The organism is Streptomyces changchenzhani, from assembly GCF_039766235.1.
Lineage (GTDB): Bacteria > Actinomycetota > Actinomycetes > Streptomycetales > Streptomycetaceae > Streptomyces.
Genome location: NZ_JBDHNH010000007.1, coordinates 388204 through 411669 on the forward strand (window position 1 = coordinate 388204; position 23466 = coordinate 411669).

At 71.5% G+C, this 23466-nt stretch carries 24 protein-coding genes; 9 read left to right on the forward strand and 15 right to left on the reverse strand.

Annotated elements, in window-relative coordinates:
* Nucleotides 1–15: 15 nt before the first annotated feature.
* The 4 genes from ABCR94_RS23535 to ABCR94_RS23550 form a co-directional block, all read right to left on the reverse strand.
* On the reverse strand, nt 16–1296 hold the full coding sequence (locus tag ABCR94_RS23535; RefSeq protein WP_347121886.1) for a sensor histidine kinase: 1281 nt from the start codon (nt 1294–1296) through the stop codon (nt 16–18).
* On the reverse strand, nt 1293–2303 hold the full coding sequence (locus ABCR94_RS23540) for a hypothetical protein (protein WP_347121887.1): 1011 nt from the start codon (nt 2301–2303) through the stop codon (nt 1293–1295). The genes ABCR94_RS23535 and ABCR94_RS23540 overlap by 4 nt, the downstream gene beginning before the upstream one ends.
* 111 nt (nt 2304–2414) lie before the next feature.
* Complete coding sequence (locus ABCR94_RS23545; RefSeq protein WP_347121889.1) at nt 2415–2885, reverse strand: GNAT family N-acetyltransferase; 471 nt, start codon at nt 2883–2885, stop codon at nt 2415–2417.
* A gap of 6 nt (nt 2886–2891) precedes the next feature.
* Nucleotides 2892–3662 carry an IclR family transcriptional regulator gene (locus ABCR94_RS23550; protein WP_347121891.1) on the reverse strand — a complete coding sequence of 257 codons (771 nt, stop codon included), beginning with the start codon at nt 3660–3662 and terminating at the stop codon, nt 2892–2894.
* 144 nt (nt 3663–3806) lie between these two features.
* Between ABCR94_RS23550 and ABCR94_RS23555 the strand changes: the two genes are divergently transcribed.
* From ABCR94_RS23555 to ABCR94_RS23580, 6 genes are all read left to right on the forward strand, one after another.
* Nucleotides 3807–5354 carry an aldehyde dehydrogenase (NADP(+)) gene (locus tag ABCR94_RS23555; protein ID WP_347121893.1) on the forward strand — a complete coding sequence of 516 codons (1548 nt, stop codon included), beginning with the start codon at nt 3807–3809 and terminating at the stop codon, nt 5352–5354.
* Nucleotides 5355–5395: 41 nt separating this feature from the next.
* A complete protein-coding gene (locus ABCR94_RS23560) occupies nt 5396–5659 on the forward strand; it encodes a type II toxin-antitoxin system Phd/YefM family antitoxin (protein WP_347121894.1) in 264 nt (87 codons plus the stop codon).
* Nucleotides 5656–5907 (forward strand): type II toxin-antitoxin system RelE family toxin, encoded by a 252-nt coding sequence (locus ABCR94_RS23565; RefSeq protein ID WP_347121896.1) that lies wholly within the window; start codon nt 5656–5658, stop codon nt 5905–5907. Before ABCR94_RS23560 ends, ABCR94_RS23565 begins: the two co-directional genes overlap by 4 nt.
* 203 nt (nt 5908–6110) lie before the next feature.
* Nucleotides 6111–6617 (forward strand): GNAT family N-acetyltransferase, encoded by a 507-nt coding sequence (locus ABCR94_RS23570; protein WP_347121898.1) that lies wholly within the window; start codon nt 6111–6113, stop codon nt 6615–6617.
* A gap of 54 nt (nt 6618–6671) precedes the next feature.
* Nucleotides 6672–7397, forward strand: coding sequence for a DsbA family oxidoreductase (locus ABCR94_RS23575; protein WP_347121900.1), 726 nt, complete (start codon nt 6672–6674; stop codon nt 7395–7397).
* 69 nt (nt 7398–7466) lie between these two features.
* Nucleotides 7467–8534 (forward strand): aminotransferase class V-fold PLP-dependent enzyme, encoded by a 1068-nt coding sequence (locus tag ABCR94_RS23580; RefSeq protein ID WP_347121901.1) that lies wholly within the window; start codon nt 7467–7469, stop codon nt 8532–8534.
* 134 nt (nt 8535–8668) lie between these two features.
* Here the strand turns inward: ABCR94_RS23580 and thpD are convergent, their stop codons facing one another.
* From thpD to ABCR94_RS23605, 5 genes are all read right to left on the reverse strand, one after another.
* Nucleotides 8669–9586 (reverse strand): ectoine hydroxylase, encoded by a 918-nt coding sequence (gene thpD, locus ABCR94_RS23585; RefSeq protein ID WP_347121903.1) that lies wholly within the window; start codon nt 9584–9586, stop codon nt 8669–8671.
* A 5-nt stretch (nt 9587–9591) separates the two neighbouring features.
* Complete coding sequence (locus ABCR94_RS23590) at nt 9592–9990, reverse strand: ectoine synthase (protein WP_347121905.1); 399 nt, start codon at nt 9988–9990, stop codon at nt 9592–9594.
* 57 nt (nt 9991–10047) lie between these two features.
* Nucleotides 10048–11316 carry a diaminobutyrate--2-oxoglutarate transaminase gene (gene ectB, locus ABCR94_RS23595; protein WP_347121906.1) on the reverse strand — a complete coding sequence of 423 codons (1269 nt, stop codon included), beginning with the start codon at nt 11314–11316 and terminating at the stop codon, nt 10048–10050.
* Between the two features lie 26 nt (nt 11317–11342).
* A complete protein-coding gene (ectA, locus tag ABCR94_RS23600) occupies nt 11343–11876 on the reverse strand; it encodes a diaminobutyrate acetyltransferase (RefSeq protein ID WP_347121908.1) in 534 nt (177 codons plus the stop codon).
* Nucleotides 11877–12199: 323 nt separating this feature from the next.
* Nucleotides 12200–13306 (reverse strand): pyridoxal-phosphate-dependent aminotransferase family protein, encoded by a 1107-nt coding sequence (locus ABCR94_RS23605; protein ID WP_347121910.1) that lies wholly within the window; start codon nt 13304–13306, stop codon nt 12200–12202.
* Nucleotides 13307–13426: 120 nt separating this feature from the next.
* Here ABCR94_RS23605 and ABCR94_RS23610 point away from each other — a divergent pair, with 120 nt between their 5' ends.
* Both ABCR94_RS23610 and ABCR94_RS23615 read left to right on the forward strand, forming a co-directional pair.
* The gene (locus ABCR94_RS23610; protein WP_347121912.1) at nt 13427–14518 is read left to right on the forward strand and encodes an amidohydrolase family protein; all 1092 of its coding nucleotides are present in this window, start codon (nt 13427–13429) and stop codon (nt 14516–14518) included.
* Nucleotides 14519–14859: 341 nt separating this feature from the next.
* Nucleotides 14860–15801 carry an SCO1860 family LAETG-anchored protein gene (locus ABCR94_RS23615; RefSeq protein WP_347121914.1) on the forward strand — a complete coding sequence of 314 codons (942 nt, stop codon included), beginning with the start codon at nt 14860–14862 and terminating at the stop codon, nt 15799–15801.
* Between the two features lie 198 nt (nt 15802–15999).
* Here ABCR94_RS23615 and cobC read toward each other — a convergent pair whose 3' ends face one another.
* The 6 genes from cobC to cobM are packed head-to-tail and all read right to left on the reverse strand — an operon-like array spanning nt 16000 to nt 22500.
* A complete protein-coding gene (gene cobC, locus ABCR94_RS23620) occupies nt 16000–17058 on the reverse strand; it encodes an Rv2231c family histidinol phosphate aminotransferase CobC (RefSeq protein WP_347121916.1) in 1059 nt (352 codons plus the stop codon).
* A complete protein-coding gene (locus tag ABCR94_RS23625) occupies nt 17042–17971 on the reverse strand; it encodes a sirohydrochlorin chelatase (protein ID WP_347121917.1) in 930 nt (309 codons plus the stop codon). Before ABCR94_RS23625 ends, cobC begins: the two co-directional genes overlap by 17 nt.
* Nucleotides 17968–18582 carry a precorrin-8X methylmutase gene (locus ABCR94_RS23630; protein WP_347121919.1) on the reverse strand — a complete coding sequence of 205 codons (615 nt, stop codon included), beginning with the start codon at nt 18580–18582 and terminating at the stop codon, nt 17968–17970. The genes ABCR94_RS23625 and ABCR94_RS23630 overlap by 4 nt, the downstream gene beginning before the upstream one ends.
* Nucleotides 18582–20330: a precorrin-3B C(17)-methyltransferase gene (gene cobJ, locus ABCR94_RS23635; protein ID WP_347121921.1), complete on the reverse strand. Its 1749-nt coding sequence runs from the start codon at nt 20328–20330 to the stop codon at nt 18582–18584. The genes ABCR94_RS23630 and cobJ overlap by 1 nt, the downstream gene beginning before the upstream one ends.
* Nucleotides 20327–21640: a precorrin-6y C5,15-methyltransferase (decarboxylating) subunit CbiE gene (cbiE, locus tag ABCR94_RS23640; RefSeq protein WP_347121923.1), complete on the reverse strand. Its 1314-nt coding sequence runs from the start codon at nt 21638–21640 to the stop codon at nt 20327–20329. The genes cobJ and cbiE overlap by 4 nt, the downstream gene beginning before the upstream one ends.
* A complete protein-coding gene (gene cobM, locus ABCR94_RS23645; protein ID WP_347121924.1) occupies nt 21637–22500 on the reverse strand; it encodes a precorrin-4 C(11)-methyltransferase in 864 nt (287 codons plus the stop codon). Before cobM ends, cbiE begins: the two co-directional genes overlap by 4 nt.
* 238 nt (nt 22501–22738) lie before the next feature.
* On the opposite strand from cobM, the gene ABCR94_RS23650 reads away from it, so the two are divergent.
* A complete protein-coding gene (locus ABCR94_RS23650; RefSeq protein WP_347121926.1) occupies nt 22739–23461 on the forward strand; it encodes a ZIP family metal transporter in 723 nt (240 codons plus the stop codon).
* The last annotated feature ends 5 nt before the right edge of the window (nt 23462–23466 follow it).

Genomic DNA, 23466 nt, shown 5'->3' on the forward strand with positions numbered 1-23466 from the left:
GGGCATTCGGTGTGCTCATCGGGTGCCGCCGCCGGTCGGCAGGTGCGCCGTGAGCCGCCAGACGCCGCCGTGCGGGCCGGCTTCGGCGTGGCCACCGAGCAGCGTGGCCCGCTCCGCGATGCCGCGCAGACCCCGGCCGCCCCCTGGGCGCAGGACCGGGGCGCTGTCCGGCAGCGGGTTCTCCATCGCGATCTCCAACTCCTCGCCGCGCAGGGCGATCCGTAGCGATACCGGCACGGCGCCGCCGTGCCGCAGGGCGTTGCTCAGCCCTTCCTGGACGATGCGGTACGCCTCACGGGAGACCGGGTCCGGCACACCGTCCGCCAGGTCCGGGTCGGCCGTGCAGTCGACCCGCACGCCGCTGTGGGCCAGCAGGTCGCCGAGCCCGTCGAGGGTGGGGCCCGCGAGCCCCGCGGCCTCCTGATCGGCGCCCTCGCCCTGCCTCAGCAGGCCCAGCACGGCGTCGAGTTCGCCGACGGTGCGGCGCGTCGTCTCCTCGATTGCGGTGAGCGCCTCCCGTACGAACTCCACATCGCCCGGGGCGTCACTGTCCAGCACCCGCCGGGCCGCGCCCGCCTGGAGTGTCACCGCGCTGAGCGCGTGGCCCACCGAGTCGTGCAGCTCCCGGGCCAGCCGGTTGCGTACGGCCAGCTCCGCGGCCCGCCGCTCCGCGGCCGCCAGCCGGTCGGCCGGGGCCGGCCCGAGCAGGACGGACGCCGAGCGGGCCAGCAGCGCCCCGGCCCCCGCCGCGCACGCCGCCAGCGCCACCAGCATGGCGGCCCCGGCGACCGGGGCGAGCGCCAACGCCCAGGTGGTGTCGAGGGCTTCGGGGAGGCCGAGCCGGGAGTCGCGCAGCCCGGCGAAGAGCGGCAGGACGATCAGCACCACCGCGAACGGCGGCAGCGCGAGGCTCGCCCCGCTGACGAGACCGCCGAGGCCCACGTACAGCGTGTACCAGCTGGCGGTCCGTACCCGCGCCGCCCGGGACCGTGCGGGCCCCTCGGCCAGCGCGCCGTCCGGCACTCCGGCCAGCGGCCGGACAGCCGCCACCAACAGCGGCCTGGCCAGCGGGAACAGTCCGGTCAGGGCGGCGATCGGCAGGGCGACCGCGAAGGAGCCGAACTGCATCGGAAGGGAGGTGAAGACGTTCGTGTCGCCGGTGAACGGACCGATGATCACGCTGCCGAGGAGGAAGTACGGCATCAACAGCGCGCCGCCGAGAATGAGATGGAGCCAGCGCAGCCTGGCGCGCTGCCCGAACAGCTTCGCGAGCGGTCTCCCGAGCCGGAACCTCACGCGGCGCGGCGCCGCAGGAACGAGGCACCCGAGGCGAGGACGAGGAAACCGGCGGTCATCTGCACAGCGTAGGTCAGCAACATCCACTCCGTCGGCCCGTCGGTCCCTTCGGCCGTCGGCATCACGCCGGCCATCAGCAGCCAGCCGCCCCAGCAGCCCAGCGCACCCGAGCCCACCCAGGCCAGTGCCAGCGGCGCCTTCAGCGGCAGGCGCCCGCCCCGACGCAGGAGCAGCATCAGCACACCGGCCACCGCCGCGCACGCGAACAGGGCGTAGGCGCCTTCGATCAGGTAGAAGTCCGCCGTACGCTGCTCGATCCTCGCCCGGCCCAGTCCGGCGGTCGCGCCGAACGCCCACATCAGGTGCGGGACGGCGGAGAGCGCCGCCAGTGCGCAGCCGGCCGCGGCGGTCGTCCGCAGCACGGGCCCGTTGGCTCCGCGCGGCAGGGCGCGGACGCAGCCCTGCCACAGGTGACCCCATCGCTCGCGGGCGTACAGCACGAAGAGCGTGCCCAGGGTGAGGCCCTGGAGGATGAAGCCGGTGTAGACGACGGCGAAGACCCACTCGTCGAGGAAGGGTTCACTCGACGCCGGTGCGGCGGGCGAGCCGGTGACGAGCTTGACCACCAGCTGGAGCGGATACGCGGTCATGATCGGCGTCAGCAGTCCGCCCGCCACCCACATGGGCAACGCCAGGAGCCAGGCCGGGACGCGCCGCCCCCAGTTCTGGGTGAGCAGCAGCGCCAGCACGATGACGGCGCCGTCCATCAGGACCGTAACGCTGTTGGCGACGACCATCACACCCGGCTTTTCGAGCAGCACACTGCCCTCGGGGATGCCGACGCGGCTCCCGGCGATCCAGGAGACCTTCAGCGCGAGGTAGGCCAGGCAGGAGGCGATGGCGACGGCGCGCAGCGTCCGGCGCAGTGGCCCGGTGCGCGGCGGGTGGGCGGCAGGGCGGGCCGGCGACGGGCCGGCGGACGCGGGGGCGAGCGGTGGGTGTGTCATGGCTGCCACCCTTCCGGCCGCCGCCGCCGGGCACGTCCTGCGTGGCGACGATCCGCCTCCGCCGCACGGCGGAGACGGCCATCGACCGACCGGTCCGCGATCCGGCGGCAGTCACCCGCCGAGGGTGAGGACCAGCTCGTCGATCTCCGCGCCGCGCCCGTTGGCGTAGGTCCGGTCGAGGCCGACCACCGTGAAGCCGCACTTCTCCAGCACCCGGATCGAACCGGTGTTGTCGGCGGCGGCGCGGCCGAGCAAGGGCCGCTCCGGCACCAGCGCGAGCAGCGCTCGCAGCGCCGCGGTGGCCACCCCGCGTCCCCAGAACGCACGGTCGATCCAGTACGTCACTTCACGCTCGCCCAGTGGCCCGTACACCGCGGCGTTGCCCGCGACCGCACCGTCGGCCAGGATCGTGCGTACCACCACGTCGGAGTCGAGGATCCCTATCCAGTGTGTGTCGAAGCGGGCCCGGTCCGACGGGTCCTTGGAGGTGAACGCCGCCATCCGGACGGACTCCACGTCCTGCGCCTGCTCGAAGAACAGCGGCAGGTCGGACGGCTGTACTTCGCGCAGAGTGACGTCCATGAAGAGTCAGAGCCTCCGAGTGGCGAGCGTGAGCCGGTCGCGCGCGTCGAAGAGCGCGTCCTTGATGGTCTGTTCATGGCCGGGAGTGAGCCGGGCGACCGGGACCGAGCAGCTGATCGCGTCCCGCGCCGGTGTGCGGTACGGGATCGCGATGCCGAAGCAGCGCAGGCCCAGGGTGTTCTCCTCGCGATCCACCGCGTACCCCTGTTCGCGGATGAGATGCAGCTCCTCGATGAGCTTCTCGCGGTCGGTGATGGTGTGCTCGGTGAGCGGCGCCATCGTCTCCGGCAGCAGCTTGCGGACCTGCTCGTCGGTGTGGGTCGCGAGCAGCGCCTTGCCGAGGGAGGTGGAGTGCGCGGGCAGCCTGCGCCCGACGCGGGTGAAGGGGCGCAGGTAGTGCTGCGACTGGCGGGTGGCGAGGTAGACGACGTTCGTGCCGTCGAGACGGGCCAGGTGGATCGTCTCTGTGGTGTCGTCGGAGAGACGGTCCAGGGTGGGCCGGGCGGAGGTCACGACCTCGTCGCCGTCGATGTACGACGTACCGACGAGGAGGGCCCGTACGCCGATGCCGTAGCGCGTGCCCGTCGCGTCGGTCTCCACCCAGCCGAGCTCGACCAGGGTGCGCAGCAGCATGTAGAGACTGGACTTGGGGTAGCCGACGGCTTCCTGCACGGCGGCGAGGGAGTGCATACCGGGGCGTCCCGCGAAATATTCGAGCAATTCCACGGTCCGCACCGCGGACTTGACTTGTGCTCCACCTGAATCGGCAGCCGACATTGCTCTTCGCCCCTTCTTGACCACACAGATCTTGACCACACAGAACACCCGGAAATAAAGTCCCCATCATATTCATCATCAGGAACTGTGTTCAGAATACCGAACAACTTCTGATGGTCGGCAGTGAAGCTGGAAGGAATCTCGGTGGCAGCAGCACCAGTCTGGAGTGTCGACCCTCGAACCGGGAAGCCGCGCGAGCAGGTTGCGGTGGAGGCTACAGCGGCGGAGGTGGACGCGGCGGTGCGCGCGGCCCACGCCGCACGCGGGGCAATCGCCGACCGCGCCGTGCGTGCGGCCCTGCTGCGCACGGTGGCGGATCTTCTCGACGACACCGGCGAGCGCATCATCGAGGCCGCGGACGCCGAGACGGCGCTCGGCCCGGTGCGGCTCACCGGTGAACTCGCCCGCACCACGGCCCAGTTGAGGGCCTTCGCCGAGGTCGTCGACGAGGGCGCGTATCTCGACATCCGCATCGACCACGCCGACTCCGCGCAGACCCCGCCCTGGCCCGACCTGCGTCGCTGGAAGGTGCCGCTCGGCGTGGTCGCGGTGTACTCCGCGAGCAATTTCCCGCTGGCCTTCTCGGTGCCCGGCGGCGACACGGCCAGTGCGCTCGCCGCGGGCTGCCCGGTCGTCGTCAAGGCGCACCCCGACCACCCGGCGACCTCCGAGCTGTGCGCCGCGGTGGTGCACCGCGCCGCCGAGCGGCTCGGCCTCGACCAGAACATCCTCGTCCTGGTGCACGGCTTCGAAGCGGGCGTCGAGCTTGTCAAGCACCCGCTGGTGACCGCCGCGGGCTTCACCGGTTCGGTACGCGGAGGGCGCGCCCTCTTCGACGCGGCGGCGGCCCGGCCGACGCCGATCCCCTTCCACGGCGAACTCGGCAGCCTCAACCCGGTCGTGGTGACCGAGGCCGCCGCCGCCGAGCGGGCCGAGCAGATCGGCGCCGGACTCGCGACCTCGATGACGATGGGCGTCGGCCAGTTCTGCACCAAGCCGGGCTTCGTGCTGGCCCCCGTCGGCGCGGCCGGCGACCGGCTGCTCAAGTCCCTCACCGAAGCCGTCAGCGACACCGCGTCCGGCGTCCTGCTCGACCACCGGATGCGCGACAGCTTCGTCGCCGGCGTCCGGGAGCGGGCCGAACTGCCCGACGTGGAAGCCCCGGTGACGCCCGGCGCGGGCGGCGAGCACACGGTGAGCGCGGGATTCCTGACCGTACCGGCGCGCGTCCTGGCCACCGAAGGGCCGCACGACCTGCTGCTGGATGAGTGCTTCGGCCCGGTCACCGTCGTCGCCCGCTACGAGGACCCCGCCGAGATCACGGCGGTACTCGCCCGCCTCCCCGGCAACCTCACGGCCACCCTGCAGCTCTCCGCGGAGGAGAGCGCGGGCACCGAGGGCTCCGGCGCCGAGATGCTCGCGGAGCTCACCCCGCTGGCCGGACGCGTCCTGGTCAACGGCTGGCCGACCGGTGTCGCCGTGGCCCCGGCCCAGCACCACGGCGGTCCCTACCCGGCGACGACGTCCACCTCCACCTCGGTGGGCGCGACCGCGATCGAGCGCTGGCTGCGCCCGGTCTCGTACCAGTCGACGCCTGAGGCGTTGCTCCCGGCGGAGCTGCGCGACTCCAACCCGGGCGCTGTGCCGCGCCGCGTGGACGGCCGCCAGGAGAACGGCCGCCCGGAGAGCTGAGCGAATGACTGCAGAGTGTGAAGTCTGTACACTCTGCAGTCATGGAGATCACTCTGACGGAGGCACGCAAGGAGCTCGGCAGGCTGGTCAGCCGAGCTCATCACACTCACGAGCCGGTGATACTGACCGAGTACGGGCGACCGGTCGCGGCCCTGATCAGTGCGGCGGACCTGAGCCGCTATCAGCAGCTCCAGGACCAGGCGGACCTCGCCCTGGTGGCGAAGGTGAAGGCGGAAAGCCAGGGGGTGTACACCCAGGCGGAGTTCGACACTCTGGTCGAGTCCTGGGAGCGGGAAGACCGTTGACGTACAGCATGATCTACGAGGTGGCGTTTGCACGCTCGGTCCGCGGGCTGCGTGAGCGTGACCCGAGCGCCATGAATAACGTGGTGTCGGTGGTCCGCGCCCTCGCTCGCGAACCCCGCCCGCCCGAGGCCGTCCGGCTCGGGACGACAGACCTCTACCGGCTGCGCGTCGGCGACTTCCGTGTGCTGTACGAGATCCGGGAGCACACTGTCTCGGTCCTCGTGCTGCACCTCGGGCAAGTCACCTGATCACCGACTGCCTGCTCCCGGCAGCCGCAGCGTCGCCGACGCGGCGGCCGTCGGCGGGGCGGCGCTGATCGGCGGGCCGGTGTGCGGCCGATCCGCTCTGGCGGCACCTGCTGCGCAATGTCGGATACGCCCAGCGCGTACCGTGCATCGTTCAGCCGCGTCGCGGCTTCGCAACCGCACGCCGACAAGATCGCGTCCTCCTCATGATGATCCGAAACGCCACCCCCGCCGACCTGGGCGCCATCACCGTCCTGCACTCCGCCGCCCGTGCCACGTACTACCGCGGCCGCATCCCCGAGGACGACTTCGACGGGCCCATCGAACAGGCCAGGGTCCGCGGCGGCTGGACACGGGCGCTCGCCCGGGGCGGCGGTGTGCTGTGCGCCGAGGCCGCCGACGGGACGCTCATGGGCGTGGCCGCCTTCCACGAGGTCGACGGCGCCCTCACCCTCACGCAGCTCCATGTCGCCCCCGAGGAGTGGGGGCGCGGCATCGGCACCGCCCTGCACACCGTCTGCGTCACGTCCTGGCAGCGCTCCGGTGTCCGCGCCGCCTGCCTGGAGGTCTACGAGCACAACCTGCGCGCCCAGGGCTTCTACGCCCGCCACGGCTGGCGCCCCGACCCCGTGACGCCACGCTCCGGCGCGCATCTGGTGCTGTGGCTGGATGTGCGGTCCGCGGGGGAATGGGCAGGCCACCACCGGCGTTGAGGGGGGAGCGGAGGGTGCCTCCGCGTCCATCGGGCCCTGGAGAGAAGAAGCCACATGCGCGTCGAGATCTGGTCGGACATCGCCTGTCCCTGGTGCTACATCGGCAAGGCCCGCTTCGAGAAGGGCCTGGCCGCCTTCGCGCACCGCGACGAGATCGAGGTGGTGCACCGCTCCTTCGAGCTCGACCCGGGCCGCGCCAAGGGCGACACGGCGCCCGTGATCGACATGCTGGCCGAGAAGTACGGGCGCACCCGTGAGGAGGCCCGCGCCATGGAGGAGCACGTGGCCGGCAACGCGCAGGCCGAAGGCCTCGGCTACCTCACCGAGGGGCGCGAGCACGGCAGCACCTTCGACATCCACCGACTGCTGCACCTGGCCAAGGCGCGCGGCCGGCAGGACCAGCTGCTCGACCTCGCCTACCGCGCCAACTTCGCCGAGGAGCGCTCCGTCTACGACCCGCAGATCCTGGTGGACCTCGCCGTGGAGGCCGGACTCGACGCCGAGGAGGCGCGGGCGGTCCTGGCGGACGAGGGCGCGTACGCCGAGGCCGTACGGGCCGACGAGCGCGAGGCGGCCGAGCTGGGTGCGAGCGGTGTGCCCTTCTTCGTGCTCGACCGGCGCTTCGGGGTCTCCGGCGGCCAGCCCGCCGAGACCTTCACCCAGGCACTGGAGCAGGCGTGGCAGGGCCGGGTCCTCACCACGATCGGCGACAGCGCCGACGGCGAGGCGTGCGACGCGGACGGATCCTGCGGGATTCCGCAGGCCGGCGGGCATGTATAAGCATTGCTTGGAGGTACCCGGTAAACATTCGTAATAGACGGGGGGTTCGCGGGGCCGCAGAGTGGGGGCATGGAGCCTCTTTCTCTCACTGACCTGGCAGGCGCCGAGTTCGCGCCACAGACGACCTACCTGGACACCTCCACCGGCGGCCTGCTGCCGGCCCGCACCGTGGCGGCCGTCAAGCTCGCGGCCGATGAATTCGCCTCCGGCCGCCGGGATGTCGGCGATCCCTTCGAGGCCGTGGCCGCCGCCCGCGCCTCCTTCGCACGCCTCGTAGGGGTGGACACCGGACGGGTCGCCGTCGGCAGCGCGGTGGCCGTCCATGTCGGGCTGATCGCGACCTCGCTGCCCGCGGGCGCCGAAGTCCTCGTTCCCGAAGGGGACTTCAGCTCCCTCGTCAACCCCTTCGCGATCCGCGGCGACCTCAAACTGCGGTACGTGCCGCTGGACACCCTGGCCGATTCGGTGCGCCCCGGAACCGCCCTCGTCGCCTTCTCCGCGATGCAGTCCGCCGACGGCCGGATCGCCGACCTCGCCGCGATCCGGGCGGCGGCCACCGCCCACGGCGCCCGCACGCTGGTCGACGCGACGCAGGCGGCCGGCTGGCTGCCGTTCGACGCGGGGGACTACGACTACACCGTCACCGGTGGCTACAAGTACCTGTTGTGCCCGCGCGGTACGTCATTCCTCACGGTCACCGACCGGGCGCAGGAGACGCTCACGCCGTACCACGCGGGCTGGCTGTCCGGGGAGGACCCGTGGGGCAGCACCTACGGCCCCGTCGGGGAACTCGCCCACAGCGCACGCCGCTTCGACGAACCCCCGGCGTCCATCCCGTACCTGGGCGCCCAGCACTCGCTGGCGCTCATGGAGGAGGTCGGCACCGAGGCGATCCACGCCCACACCACGGCGCTCGCCGCCCGCCTGCGCGCGGGCATCGCGGACCTGGGACACACTCCGGTCCCCGGCGAGGGCCCCATCGTCGCCGCCCCCTCCCTGGCCGGCCGGCACGAGGCGCTGGAGGCGGCCGACATCGTCACCTCCGTCCGGGCAGGCAACCTGCGCGTCTCCTTCCACCTCTACAACTCCACCGCCGAGGTGGACCGGGTACTGGAGGTCCTCGGCGGCCGAGCGTAGGAAGGCAACACGCGATGGTGGAGCTCGTGGCGTCACTGGCCCGGCTCTCTGAGCGCGGTGCCCGGGCCCGTTGACGCGGCGTGGGGCCGGTCCGAACCCGGACCGGCCCCACCTCGTATGCCTCGCGTGCTGCCTCACTTCACCGGCGTGAAGTCCCTCGCCCCGATGAAGTCGGGCCGCGGGACCGGCGCCGCGAACGGCGCGACCGCCGTGTTCTCCACGCTGTTGAACACGATGAAGACATTGCTGCGCGGGTACGGCGTGATGTTGTCGCCCGAGCCGTGCATGCAGTTGCAGTCGAACCAGGTAGCCGAACCGGCGTTGCCTGTGAAGAGCTTGATGCCGTGCTCCTCGGAAATCCGGGTCAGCGCGGCGTCCGACGGTGTACCGGCGCCCTGCATCTGCAGCGACTGCCGGTAGTTGTCCCTCGGCGTCTCACCCGCGCAGCCGAGGAACTCCTGGTGCGACCCCGGCATGATCATCAAGCCGCCGTTGGTCGCCAGGTTCTCGGTCAGCGCGATCGACACGGACACGGTCCGCATGTTCGCCAGACCGTCCTCGGCGTGCCAGGTCTCGAAGTCCGAGTGCCAGTAGAAGCCCGAGGCCCCGAACCCCGGCTTGACGTTGATCCGCGACTGGTGGACGTACACGTCGGACCCGAGGATCTGGCGGGCCCGGCCCACCACCCGCGGGTCGCGCACCAGTTGGGCGAAGAGCTCACTGATCCGGTGGACCTCGAAGACCGACCGTACGTCCTGCGACTTGGGCTCGATGATCGAGCGCTCGTCGGCCCGGACCCCCGGGTCGTTGATCAGCCGGTCCAACTCGGCGCGGTGGAGCGCCACTTCGTCGGGGGTGATCAGCTGGTCGACCGTGAGGAAACCGTCCCGCTCGAAGCCCTGGAGCTCCGGGGCGCCGATCGGCCCCGGCGCGCCGGGCACGGACCAGACGACCGGGTCCTGGCGGGGGGTGGTCACCTCGGCCGTACCGCGCGTCGGGTAGCGGTCGGTCTTCGGTTCGCGGGCGGTCGTCGGGGTCAGTACGTCGGTCATGTGGATCAGCCCTCCTCTGTCAGCAGCGGGTATACGCCGTTCTTGTCATGGTCCTCCCGTCCGGTGACGGGGGGGTTGAACACGCACACGCAGCGGAAGTCAGTCTTGGGCCGCATGGTGTGCCGCTCGTGTCCGTCCAGCAGGTACATCGTGCCGGGCGAGATCCAGTGGGTCTCGCCCGTCTCGTCGTTGGTCAGCTCGGCCTCACCCTCCGTGCACAACACGGCCTCTATGTGGTTCGCGTACCACATAGACGTCTCCGTACCCGCGTACAGCACGGTTTCGTGGAGCGAGAAGCCCACCTTCTCCTTGGCGAGCACGATGCGCTTGCTCTCCCAGGTCCCGGAGGCAGCCTTCACATGCCGGTCGGTGTTCTCGATGTCCTTGAAAGATCGGACGATCACGGTGAGTCGTAGCCCTTCTCTATACGGTGACGCGTGGTGCGTAGTACGTGGTGCCGGTCAGGCGGTCTCGCGGACCGACCGGGCGAGGATGCGCAGGCCCTCGTCGAGCTCCTCGGCGGTGATGGTGAGCGCGGGGATGAGCTTCACGACCTCGCTCTGCGGGCCCGAGGTCTCCAGCAGCATCCCCAGCTCGAAGGCGCGGCGGCAGACCGCGCCGGCGCGCGGCTTGTCGGTGAACTCAAGGCCCCAGACCAGACCGCGGCCGCGGAAGCTCAGGCCGACCTGGTCGTTCTCCTCGATGATGGCCAGTAGCGCGCGCTCGACCTGCTCGCCGCGCAGCTCGGTCTGCTTCTCCATCTGGCCGTCGGTCCAGTAGGTGAGCAGCGCGGCGGACGCGGTGACGAACGCCGGGTTGTTGCCGCGGAAGGTGCCGTTGTGCTCGCCCGGCTCCCAGATGTCCAGCTCCGGCTTGAACAGGCAGAGCGACATGGGCATGCCGTAACCGCTGATCGACTTCGACAGGGTGACGATGTCCGGCGTGATGCCCGCCTCCTCGAAGGAGAAGAACTTGCCGGTACGGCCGCAGCCCATCTGGATGTCGTCGACGATCAGCAGCATGTCCTGGCGCTTGCACAGCGCGGACAGCGCGGACAGCCACTCGGCGCGGGCCACATTGATACCGCCCTCGCCCTGCACCGTCTCGACGATCACGGCGGCGGGCTTGTTGAGGCCGGAGCCCTGGTCGTCGAGCAGGCGCTCGAACCACAGGAAGTCTTGGACCGTGCCGTCGAAGTAGTTGTCGAACGGCATCGGCGTGCCGTGCACCAGCGGGATTCCGGCGCCGGCCCGCTTGAAGGCGTTGCCGGTGACGGCGAGCGCGCCCAGCGACATGCCGTGGAAGGCGTTGGTGAACGAGACGACGGACTCGCGGCCCTTCACCTTGCGGGCCAGCTTGAGCGCGGCCTCGACGGCGTTGGTGCCGGTCGGGCCCGGGAACATCACCTTGTACGGGAGATCACGCGGCCGCAGGATCACGTTCTGGAAGGTCTCCAGGAACGCCCGCTTGGCGGTCGTCGCCATGTCCAGGCCGTGGGTGATGCCGTCGCGTTCGATGTAGTCGATCAGCGCCCGTTTGAGTACCGGGTTGTTGTGTCCGTAGTTGAGTGACCCGGCGCCGGCGAAGAAGTCGAGGTAGGTATGGCCGTCCTCGTCATGGAGGTGACTGCCCTGCGCGCGGTCGAACACGGCCGGCCAGCCGCGGCAGTAGCTTCGTACTTCGGATTCGAGGGTCTCGAAGACGCTCAGGGCGGGAGGGGTAATGGTCATGGCGGGCTCCTGGTGAGTGGGGGGTGTCAGGAAGCGATCGGGCCGATGCGGTACAGCACTTCGGGCAGGTGTGATCCCTCGGGGAACAGCCCGCCGTCGAAGAGGACTTCGCGCTCCAGGGACGCTCCCTGGCGCTCGGCGTACGAGGTGAACAGCCGGTCGGATGCGGTGTTGTCCGGCGTCACCGTCGTCTCTATCGCCTTGACCCCCTGGCCTGCGACGACCTTTGCGGTCAGCGCGTCCAGCAGAACCCCGGCAAGCCCGCGGCCACGATGATCGTGACCGACGGCAACCTGCCAGATGACCAGTGTTTCGGGGCAATCAGGACGTACGTAGCCCGTGATGAAGGCGATCGGCTCGCCCTCTGGGTGATCGCGCGCCACCACTGAGGTCGCGGCGAAATCACGGCACCACAGCAGATAGCTGTACGAGGAGTTGAGGTCCAGGACCTCGGAGTCGCGGGCAATGCGCCAGATCGCGGCTCCGTCCTCCACTCGTGGAGCATCGATCTGCATGAATTCGCTTCGGGCACGTGCAAGGTCTGCTTGTGCGGCAGTCATGTGGAAGGAATTTACCGAGCAAATGCAAAAAGTGCATCGTCGGATGGGGTTGGCTGAGACGCGCTGTTGTGTTATCGCGCGGGCCTACGCAGGCGCAAAGGTGCTGAGAAAACAGATGATTTGCCCGGTTATTTACGGGCAAATCGTCTTGAGTGTGGAGTCGGTCACAAGGCCTTAACTCCTGTGAGACCTGCCCGAATTACGTCTTTCGACCTTGTTGAAATCTTGGTGTTTAGGGTCGGAAAAAGCGGGCAGAAGAATACGGGAAGCTGCGCTGATAAAGCGGCTCCCAATATTCGGGAATTCATTGAATTCAAAGACAATTATTCATTGGGCCAGGTTTCCGTCACGGCCTTGCGGGCAGCTTCGAGGTCCACCTGCCGGCCTGATCCGCTCAGTGACGCCCCCAGTGCCGCGAGTGACGACTGCACGACGCCCCGGGTGGCGTCCACCCCGTAGTGATTGACCCGGATCATCTCCTTGGCCAGCGCACCGCCGCCCGCGATCAGCGGCAGCGACGGGTCGGCGGCCAGAGCGATGGCGACCAGCTCGGACGCGTCGACCCCGGCGGGGGAGCGCAGCGTCGTGGCCACCGGCGCCGCGTTCCGCGCCTGGTGGACGTACGGCTCCAGGCCGCCGCCCAGGGCGAGCGCACCCGCGCGGGTGGCCGCCGCGGCGGCGCTGTGGCGGGCCATCACCGCGTCGAGGCCCGCCGCCTCGATGCGCTCGACACACGCATCGAGCGCCAGCATCTCCAGCTGGGCCGGCGCGTGCGGCAGCGCCCTTCGGCCGCCGTCGATCCACCGCTCCTTCCAGTCGAGGAGCGAGAGGTAGGAACGGCGGGGGGCCTGCGGGTTCGCCGCGATGCGCTCCCAGGCGCGCGCGCTCACCGACACCACGGAGACGCCGGCCGGGCCGCCCATCGCCTTCTGCGCGCCGATCACACAAAGATCCACTCCCCAGGCGTCGGGCAGCAGCGCCTCGGCGGCCACCGAGGCGACCGCGTCCAGCATGAAGAGGGCGCCGTGGGCCCGCACGACCTCACCGATCGCGGCGACCGGGTTGGTGTTGCCGGTGGCCGCCTCGGCGTGCACCAGCGAGACGAGATCGATCTCCGGGTGCGCGGCCAGCGCGTGCGCCACCTGGTCGGCCGACACGGCCGTGTCGAAGGGGACCACCAGATCGATCACGGTCGCGCCGCAGTCGCGCAGCCAGTTGCCGAAGGTCTGCCCGTACGGTCCCGTCACGACATTCAGCGCCGTCGAACCGGGGTGCGCGGCCCCGCGGATACAGCCCTCCAGGGGAAGCAGCGCCTCGCCCTGCATGATGACGACGTCCTGCTCGGTGGAGAGCAGCGCGGCGACCCGCTCCTCGATCCGTGCGAAGTGCGCGGCGGTCAGCGGGGCCAGGTCCAGCAGCGGGTGTGTCACGGCGGTGCTCTCTTCGCGAGGGTGCTCGGGAGGGTGCTCGGGGTGAGGGTGCTCGGGCTTTCGGCCGAGACTACCCACCGCCTCCGACAGCCCCCGCGGCGTCCTCGTACAGTGCTGTTCATGAGTGATCACAAGGTGCTCCGGGTGAAGGGGCGCGTGCTCGCAGGCCTCGACGACGTCAGGGACGAGCTGTGGGCCGTGGACGGCCGGATCACCTACGAACAGCCCATCGGCGCACGGGATGTGACGACCGTCGAGGGCTGGGCGCTGCCCGGCCTGGTCGACGCGCACTGCCATGTCGGGCTCGACCGGCACGGCCCGGTCGACGACGCCACCAGCGAGCAGCAGGCGCTCACCGACCGGGAGGCGGGCACGCTGCTGCTCCGCGACGCGGGATCGCCGTCCGACACCCGCTGGATCGACGACCGGCCCGACCTGCCGAAGATCATCAGGGCGGGCCGGCACATCGCCCGTACCCGCCGCTACATCCGTAACTACGCCCATGAGATCGAGCCCGGCGACCTGGTCGCGTACGTCGCCCAGGAAGCGCGGCGCGGCGACGGCTGGGTCAAGCTCGTCGGCGACTGGATCGACCGGGAGACCGGCGACCTGAGCGCGTGCTGGCCGCGCGGCGAGGTGGAGGCGGCCATCGCCGAGGCGCACCGGCTGGGCGCGCGGGTCACCGCGCACTGCTTCGCCGAGGACTCGCTGCGCGACCTCGTCGAGGCCGGCATCGACTGCGTCGAGCACGCGACCGGGCTGACCGAGGACACGATCCCGCTCTTCGCCGAGCGCGGCGTCGCGATCGTCCCGACGCTGGTCAACATCGCGACCTTCCCGCACCTGGCGGACGGCGGCGAGGCGAAGTTCCCCCGCTGGTCCGCCCATATGCGGGACCTGTACGAGCGGCGCTACGACACGGTGCGCGCGGCGTACGACGCGGGCGTGCCGGTCTTCGTCGGGACGGACGCGGGCGGCTCGCTGGCGCACGGCCTGGTGGCCGCCGAGGTGGCCGAACTGGTGAAGGCGGGCATCCCGGCCCTGGACGCCCTCTCGGCGACGGCGTGGGGGGCGCGTGCGTGGCTGGGACGCCCCGGGCTTGAGGAGGGCGCCCCGGCGGACCTGGTGGTGTACGACGAGGACCCGCGGGCGGACGTACGGGTGCTGGCGGCGCCGCGGCGGATCGTGCTCGACGGGCGGATCGTCGGCTGACGCTCTTTCCGCTCGGCGCGGCGGCGTGCATCGGTGAGCATCAGCGCGTTGACAGAGCGTAACCTACGCACCTCGTACGTCGTTGTACGCTTTCGCGCCCGCCCGGCGCGGCAGCGGTGGTGAACCCATTTTCGCCGTTGCGCACGAGGCGCACGGGAAGATTTGTACCGACAGATTCGAATGCAGGCACGGAAACCCCCCTTTGGGGTGAACTCACGCCAGGTTGCTGCCTGTTCACCCTAAGTGCGTAAAGATTCCGGTGTCTCGGTCGCCGGTACCTACGATGTCCCCCATTGGCGGGTGCCGGACGACGCCATGTCACTTGTGGGGGTTCCGCCACCTTGAACAGCTCTTTCTTCAGCATGCCCGCGCGCCGTTGCGCCGTCGTCGCGACGGCCGTCGCACTTGCCGCGGGCCCCGCGGTGCTGTTCGCCGCCGCTGTCCCGGCGTACGCCACCGGAGGCAGCGACGGGAAGGCGAGCGCCGTCGTGCTCCGCACCGGGCTCGATGTGTCGCTGCTCAACAAGACCGTCAATGTGCCGCTCAGGACCGCCCTCAACGAGGTGCAGGCCCCGGCGAGCGCCGAGAAGACCGCGCTGACGGTATCCCTGGACGGTGTCGGGCAGGGCGGTGCGGTCAGCGTGCTGCGCGCCGATGTGGCCACGGCGAGAGCGACCGCCGACGCGCACAAGGCCGAGGGGTACGTCAACCTCGCGCACGCCAAGGTGCACGTGCCCGGGCTGCCGCTGCTCTCTCTCATCGAGGTCGAGAAGGTCACGTCGAGGGCGCTGTGCGAGGCGGGCAAGAAGCCCGTCGCCGAGTCCAATGTGCTGGGCGCGGTGACGGTGCTCGGCAAGAAGGTCACCCTGACGGCCGGTGGCACCACGCGGGTCGACGTGCCCGCGGTGGGTGAGGTCACGCTCGACCTGTCGAAGCGGAGCACCACCTCGCGCACGGCCGCGGCGACCGCGCTCGAACTCAACGTGTCGGTGAACCCGCTCAAGCTGAACGTCGCCGAGGTCGAGGGCACCATCACGCTGGCCGGCGCGACCTGCGAGTCGCCGAAGGCGCCCGTGGCGAAGCCGGAGGAGCCGAAGGAAGAGCCGCAGGAGCAGCCTGGCGTGAAGCCCCAGACGGCGCCCGGCCCGCCGACCGAGTCGAACCTCGCGGAGACGGGCGGCAGTTCAGTGACGCCGTACATCGCGGGCGGCGCGGTCGCCTTGTTGGCTGCGGGCAGCGGAGCGCTGGTGCTGGTACGGGCGAGGTCTCGCGAGCGGGGCTGACCGCTGCGCGGGGGCCAGAGGCCGGGGCTCGGCCCCGGGCCTCGGTCCTCAAGCGCCGGACGGGCTGAGAGTTTACGGATGCTGCGCCCATTTCAGCCGTCCGGCGTTTGAGGACCGAGGTCTGGGGCGGAGCCCCAGTTCGGGAAGGGGCGGGTAGGGGAAAGCGCCGCAGGCACCCCGAACCCGCACCCGCCCCCCTCACCCCACAACCAGTGTCAACGCCTGATCCAGCGCCTGAAGGAACCGCCCCGTAGTCACCCGGTCCCGCACCGCGACCCGCACCCACTCGGACCCCAGCCCCGGAAACGTGTCCCCCCGCCGCACCGCGAAGCCAAGGGCGCGCAGACGTACTCGTACCTCGTCGGCCCGTTCCATCCGGACCAGCACGAACGGTCCCTCGGCCGCCTCCACCGCCCGTACCTCGTCGAACTCCGCGAGCCCGGCCAGCAGATGGGCCCGGTCCGCGGCGACCCGCTGGGCGGCGTGCGTGGCCTCCGCGAGCGCCGGGGGCGCGAGGCACGCCTCGGCGGCGATCAGCGCCGGCGTGGAGACCGGCCACAGGGGCTGCGCGCGCTCCAGCGTCCCGATCGTCCCCGGCTCCGCCAGGACGTATCCGATGCGCAGTCCGGCGAGGCCCCAAGTCTTGGTGAGGCTGCGCAGCACCACCAGGCCCGGCACGTCGGTACGGCCCGCCAGGGCCTGCGGCTCACCGGGCACCGCGTCCATGAACGCCTCGTCGACCACCAGCGTCCGCCCGGGACGCGCCAGCAGGGCGATGGTGTCCGCCGGGTGCATGACGGATGTCGGGTTGGTCGGATTGCCGATCACCACCAGGTCCGCGTCCTCGGGCACGACCGCCGGGTCGAGCCGGAAGCCGTCCGCCTCGCGCAGCAGTACTCGCCCGACGTCGTGCCCCGCGTCGCGCAGCGCCGCCTCGGGCTCGGTGAACTGCGGGTGCACGACGACCGGGCGGCGTACCGCCAGCGCGCGGGCGAGCAGTACGAACGCCTCCGCCGCGCCCGCCGTCAGCAGCACCCGCTCGACCGGCAGCCCGTGCCGTCGCGCGACCGCCTCGCGTGCGGCCCGCCCGTCCGGGTAGGCCGCGAGCGTGTCCAGGGAGGCGGCGAGGCGCTCCTTGAGCCAGGCGGGCGGGGTGTCCGCCCGGACATTGACCGCGAGGTCGACGAGGGTCCCGTCGCGGACCTCGGCGTCCCCGTGATGACGCAGGTCGTGACCTGCGTCAGTGGGCGTGTGCATGGCTATCGTGTGGGTGCTGCCCGTGTCCGTGCCCGTGTCCATGTCCATGGTCGTGCCCGTCGTCGTCGGGGTGGAAGTGCGGCTGTTGGAGCGCCCCCACCTTGTCCTCGAAGCCGGGCAGCGCGATGCGGTAGACGCAGGAGTCGCAGTTCATCCGGATGTCGCCCTGGACGGCCTCCCGGTAGCGCTCCATCACGAGGTCCATCAGCTCCTCGGTGGGGCCGATGACCGCGGCCGAACGCACCCCGGTCTCCGGGTGCGCCCCGGCCCAGTCCTGTGTCTGCAGCAGCACCCGTTCCGGCAGGATCCCGGTGAACAGGAAGTACGGCAGGACCACGATGTGCTTGGCCCCGAGCCTGGTGCAGCGGTCGAGTCCGCTCGGCACGTCGGGCGCGGCGAGCGAGACGAACGCGGTTTCCACACCTGCGTACCCACGCCCCTCCCAGAACAGTCGTGCCGCCTTGAACACCTCGGCGTTGGCATCCGGATCGGTCGAGCCGCGGCCGACCAGCAGCACGGTCACCTCGGAGCGGTCCAGTTCACCGATGACCTCTTCGACCCGGCGCTCCAGGACGGCCATCAGGCCCGGATGCGGGCCCAGCGGACGGCCGTACGTGTAGGTGATCCCCGGGTGGCGCTCCTTCTCGCGGGCCAGCGCCGCCGGGATGTCGCCCTTGGCGTGACCGGCGGAGACCAGCATCAGCGGGACGGCCGCGAAACGTTTCGAACCGCGCTCGACCAGGTCGGCGACAGCGTCGCCGAGCGGCGGCGGGGACAGTTCGATGAAGCCGCCGGCGACCAGCAACTCGGGGTGGCGGGCACCCAGCTCCTGGACGAAGTCCCGGAAGGCCCCGGCTCCCGCCTGGTCGCGGGTGCCGTGGCCGGCGATGAGCAGTGCGGGTGCGGTGGTCACACGTTCTCCTTGGTGAGGGGGGTGGTGAGGGGAGTGGTGAGGGGCGTGTAGAGCAGGGCGTTGAATGCGGCCGCGGCGACCGCGGACCCGCCCTTCTCGGAAACGTTGCTGACGGCGGGCAGGCCGCTCGCGCGCAGCGCCGCCTTGGACTCGGCGGCCCCGACGAAACCGACGGGCAGGCCGATGACGAGCGCGGGCGCCGCGTCGAGGCGCAGCAGCTCCTCCAGGGCGGTGGGGGCGCAGCCGATCACCCACAGGGCGCCGGGCCCCACCTGTTCGTACGCGAGCCTGACCGCGTGCGCGCTGCGGGTGAGACCCGGGCCCGCCGTGGCCTCCTTGAGGCGGCATACCGTCTCGCGCCGGGTGATGCCCGCCGCGACCATCTCGACGTCCGCGACGACCGGCGCACCGGCGTGCAGGGCGGCGTGCGCGGCTTCGAGTGCGCTCTCGTCGCAGACCAAGTCGGTGGCGTACTCCAGGTCCGCTGCGGAGTGAATGACCCGCTCCACGACGGCCCGGGTGAGCGGCGGGAAGTGCGAGGTGTCCAGGCGCGAGCGCAGCCGCCGGAAGGACTCCTGCTCGATGGGGTGAACGATCCGGTCCGGGGTCATCACGAGCCCTCCGTCTGCCAGCGGTAGCCGCGCGGTGTCACCATGCGGCCCGCGATCTCACGGGCCGCGGTGTTGCCGACGACCACAACGGTCATCATGTCGACGATCGTCGGGTCGAGTGCGGCGAGCGTGGTGAGGATGCTGGTGCCGTCGGGACGCGATGCATTGCGTACGACACCGACGGGCGTCGTCGGCTCGCGGTGCTCCGCGAGGATCGACAGCGCCTTGGGGAGCTGCCAGTCGCGGCCCCGGCTGCGCGGGTTGTAGAACGTCACGACGATGTCGGCCTCCGCCGCCGCCCGCACCCGCCGCTCGATGACCTCCCACGGGGTGTGCAGGTCGGAGAGGCTGATCGAGACATGGTCGTGGCCGAGCGGCGCGCCCAGGATCGCGGCGGCCGCGAGGGCCGCCGTCACCCCGGGGACGCCGACGACGTCGATGTCGTCGCTCGCCTCGGCGAGCGCGGGCGACGCCATGGCGTACACGCCCGCGTCACCCGAGCCGATCAGCGCGACGGCGTGCCCCGCGCGGGCCTGCGCCACGGCGGTACGGGCCCGCTCCTCCTCGGCGCCGAGGCCCGATTCGAGCACCCGGGTGCCGGGCCGCAGCAGGTCCCTGATCTGGTCGACGTACTGGTCGAGCCCGACGAGCACCGACGCGCGCCGGATCTCCGTGCGGGCCCGCGGGGTGAGCAGGTCCCTGGCGCCGGGCCCGAGCCCGACCACGGCGAGCCGCCCGCGCGGCCGCTTGCGCACGACGGCGCAGGTGGCCATCGCCGCGCGCCCCTCGGGCGCCGACTTCCGCTTGGGTACGAGCAGTTCGCCCCCGCCGACCAGCGCTGCGGCCTCCGCCACGGAGGGCGTCCCCACGGCGGCGAGCGGCGCTCCCGACGGATTGGGCACCTCGACGGCGGCCAACTCCCCGGCGGCGTACGTCCGCAGGGGGACGCCGAGCCGCGCGGCGGCCTCCATGATGCCCGCTTCGTCCGCCTTGGCGTCGACTGTCGCGAGCGCGGCGACGGACCGGGCGGAAAGCCCGGCGTCGGCCAGGGCGGCCTCTATGAGCCCGAGCACCTCGTCGACGGACGCGCCCCGGCTGGCGCCGACCCCGACGACGAGCGACGGCGGGCGCAGCACGGCCTCCCGCGCTTCGGGCTCCACGAGCAGATCGGTGACGCGCAGGACGGCGGGCCCGGCATGTGCCCCTCCCACGGCTGCGGTGCCGGCAGCCGTGCCGTCGGCGACCGGACTCGGGGTCACATTCGGCGGGAGCGCCGGCAGCGGCCACACGGCGTCGGCGTGGAGAGCCACCGGGGAGCCGTCCAGGGCCGCCCGCGTCACCGCGGCGACCGCACCTTCGACCGGCCAGCCCAGCGTGTCGAGCCCCGGGATGTCCATCGCGTCGGTCGCCGTGGTGACGACCGGGGCGCAGGGCAGCACCTCGGACACCGCGAGCGCCAGCTCGTTCGCGCCGCCGCCGTGGCCGCCGATCAGCGAGACCGCGTGGCGCTGCGCCTCGTCGACGCACACGACGCCGGGGTCCGACGCCTTGTCCCTCAGGAGCGGTGCGATCAGCCTGACGACCGCGCCCGTCGCGAGGAAGCACACCAGCTGGTCGCATTCCGCGAAGGCGCGCCCGACGGCCTCCCGCACCGGTCCCTCGTAGACCCGGGTGCGCGCGGGCCAGGCCGAGGCCAGCCGGTCGCGGGCCACGGCGCCTGCCGCCGTGGCGGAGATAAGGCCGATCACTCGACTGCTCCTTCAATTGCGGAATCTGGGGAATCTGCGGAATCTGCTGTGGGAATTGCGGAATCCGTGGGGCGATGGCCCCACAGCAGGAAAACGGGGTTGGCTGCCGCGAGCCGGGTGACGCCGCCGGGCAGCGGCGCGAGGCGCGAGGACTGCAGCAGTACGCCCTCGGGCTCGAAGCCGGCGCCTGCCAGCGCCTCCCGGACCTCGGGCACCCGGTCCAGCGCGGCGAGGGCGACCACGACCGTGCGCCGTGCGCGCCGGGCGCACGCGGCGACGATGGCGGGCAGTTCGCGCCCCCCGCCGCCGATGAACACCGCGTCCGGATCGGGCAGCTGAGACAGCACCGTCGGCGCGGCACCGTGCAGGGTCTGCACGTCCACGCCGTGCGCGGCGGCATTTGCCCGGATGCGTTCGATGCCGTCGGAGGTCTTCTCCACGGCGATCGTGGCGGCGCCGAGCCGGGCGCACTCCACGGCCACCGAGCCCGACCCGGCGCCGATGTCCCACACCAGGTCACCGAGGCGCGGGCCGAGCCTGGCCAGCGCCAGGGCCCGCACCTCGAACTTGGTGATCATCGAATCGCGGTGCTCGAACGCCTCCTCGGGCAACGCCCAGGAGGAAGCCACGGCGACCTGCCCGGCCACCGTCCGCTGTGTCGGCGCCAGCGCCCGCGACTCGTCCAGGCACAGCACGACGCTGACCGTCCCCGGCCAGTCGCGCGCCGCCGCCTCGGCGGGGGACAGACGCAGCACACTCTCGCCCTCCGGGTCACCGAGCGCCGAAGCGACGACCAGGGTGCGCGGTATGCCGGTACGGGCCAGCGCGGCGCCCAGCTCCGCGGGCCCCGCGCCCGGACCCGTCAGGACGGCCGTCTTGGGGTGCACCCGGCACACGTTGACTGCGGTACGCAGCTCACGCCCGTGCGCGCTGACGACGACCGCGTCGTCCCACGGCAGCCCGAGCCTGGCGAAGGCGACCGCGACCGAAGGCGCCCCCGGCCGTACGTCGAGGGCGTCAGCATCGAAGCGCTCGGCCAGCGCCCGCACGATCCCGAAAAACCCGGGGTCGCCGGAGGCAAGCACCACGATGCCGAGGTCGGGGAAGTCGGCCAGGTGCTTCTCGACGGCGTCCAGCGCCGGCGCGAGCGGCCCGAGGACCAGCCGGGCCGCCCCTTCGGGCAGTGCGGCGGCGTCCAGATGGCGCCGGCCGCCGACCACCAGAGCGGCGGCGTCCAGTGCGGCGCGGGCGTCCGGGGCGAGCGGTGCGCCCGTCCCCGTACCGATGACAGTGATGGCGAATGAGGTCATGAGCCGGACTTCTGCGCCGGTTCGGCCGGGGGCTTTCCCGACGACTTCTCCGCGTTCTCCGCGCGAAGTGCGGCCCTCGCCGCGCGGTCGGCCCGCCGGAAACCGTGGAAGTGGCCCGGGTGGTAGAGGTGCGAGCGGGTGCCGGACGCGGACAGGGCCGGGCCCACCAGGAAGAGCGTGTGCTTCCAGAGCTTGTGCTCCTTCACCGTCTCCTCCAGCGTCGCGATGGTGCAGGGCAGCACCAGCTCCTCCGGCCAGGTCACCTGGTAGGCGACGATCACCGGGGTGTCCGTCGGATAGCCGCCCTCAAGCAGCTCCGCCGTCAGCTGCCCGGAACGGGCCGCCGACAGGAAGACGGCCATCGTCGTGCCGTGCCGCGCGAACTCCCGCACCTCCTCGCCGGGCGGCATCGGCGTCTTCCCGCCGCCAAGCCGGGTCAGGATCACGGACTGCGCGACCTCGGGAATCGTCAGCTCGCGCTGCGCGATCGCGGCGACCGCCGAGAAGGACGAGACACCCGGCACGATCTCGACGTCCAGGCCCAGGTCGTCACAGCGGTCGACCTGCTCCTGGGTGCCACCCCACAGGGCGGGATCGCCGGAGTGCACCCTGGCGACCTTCAGCCCGTCCCGCACCGCCCGCTCGTACACCGCGACGACGTCCTCCAGGGACATCGCAGCCGAGTCCAGGATTTCGGCGCCCACGCGCGCGTGCTCCAGGATTTCGGCCTGGACCAGGCTCGCCGCCCAGATCACGACATCGGCGTCGGCGATGGCTCGCGCGGCGCGGAACGTCAGCAGATCCGCGGCGCCGGGGCCGGCACCGACGAAGGTCACCTTGCCGGTGGGTGCATCGGCCATGAGTGAGGGGTCCTCTCGGGTACGGAGAAAATCAGGTCTACGGGGTGAATCGTGCGTACGGGGTGAATCAGGTGCACGCGGTGAATCAGGTGCACGGGGTGGATCTTGGATGTGCGGAGTGAGGGGCTAAGTGAGGGGCTGATCGACCAGGGCGTGTCCGGTCGGTCTCCGCGGCAGATGTGCGTGCCACGCCCCGCGACGCCGCGAAGATCGACCGGGCACCCCCTAGAAAGGGCACATGGCCGTCTTCGTCGCGCTCGGCGCGTTCTGCATGACGCTGTTCGGCGGGTGGGTGGCGCAGCGTGTCACCGACCGGCGTCACCTCGTGCTGGGCCTGGCTGGCGGGCTGATGCTCGGCGTCGTCGGCCTGGACCTGCTGCCCGAGGCGCTGGACGCGGCGGGCAAGGATCTCTTCGGGGTACCGAGGGCCCTGCTGCTGTTCGTCGGCGGCTTCCTCGTGGCCCACCTGGTGGAACGGCTGCTCGCGGTACGCCAGGCGGCGCACGGGGCGAGCGAGGAACGTGTGCCCCAGGTCGGCCTGACCGCGGCGGCGGCGATGGTCGGCCACAGCCTGATGGACGGCATCGCGATCGGCGCCGCCTTCCAGGTCGGCGACGGCATGGGCACGACCGTCGCGCTCGCCGTCATCACCCATGACTTCGCGGACGGCTTCAATACGTACACGCTCACCAGCCTGTACGGGAACGAGCGCCGCAAGGCGGTCGCGATGCTCGTCGCGGACGCGCTGGCCCCCGTGGTGGGCGCCGCGTCGACGCTGCTGTTCACCCTTCCGGAGGAACTGCTCGGCAGCTATCTCGGGTTCTTCGGCGGCGCCCTGCTCTATCTCGCCGCCGCCGAGATCCTGCCCGAGGCCCACCACGACCACCCGGCCCGCTCCACGCTGCTGTGCACGGTCGCCGGAGTGGTCTTCATCTGGCTGATGGTGGGCCTGACGGGCTGAGGGCC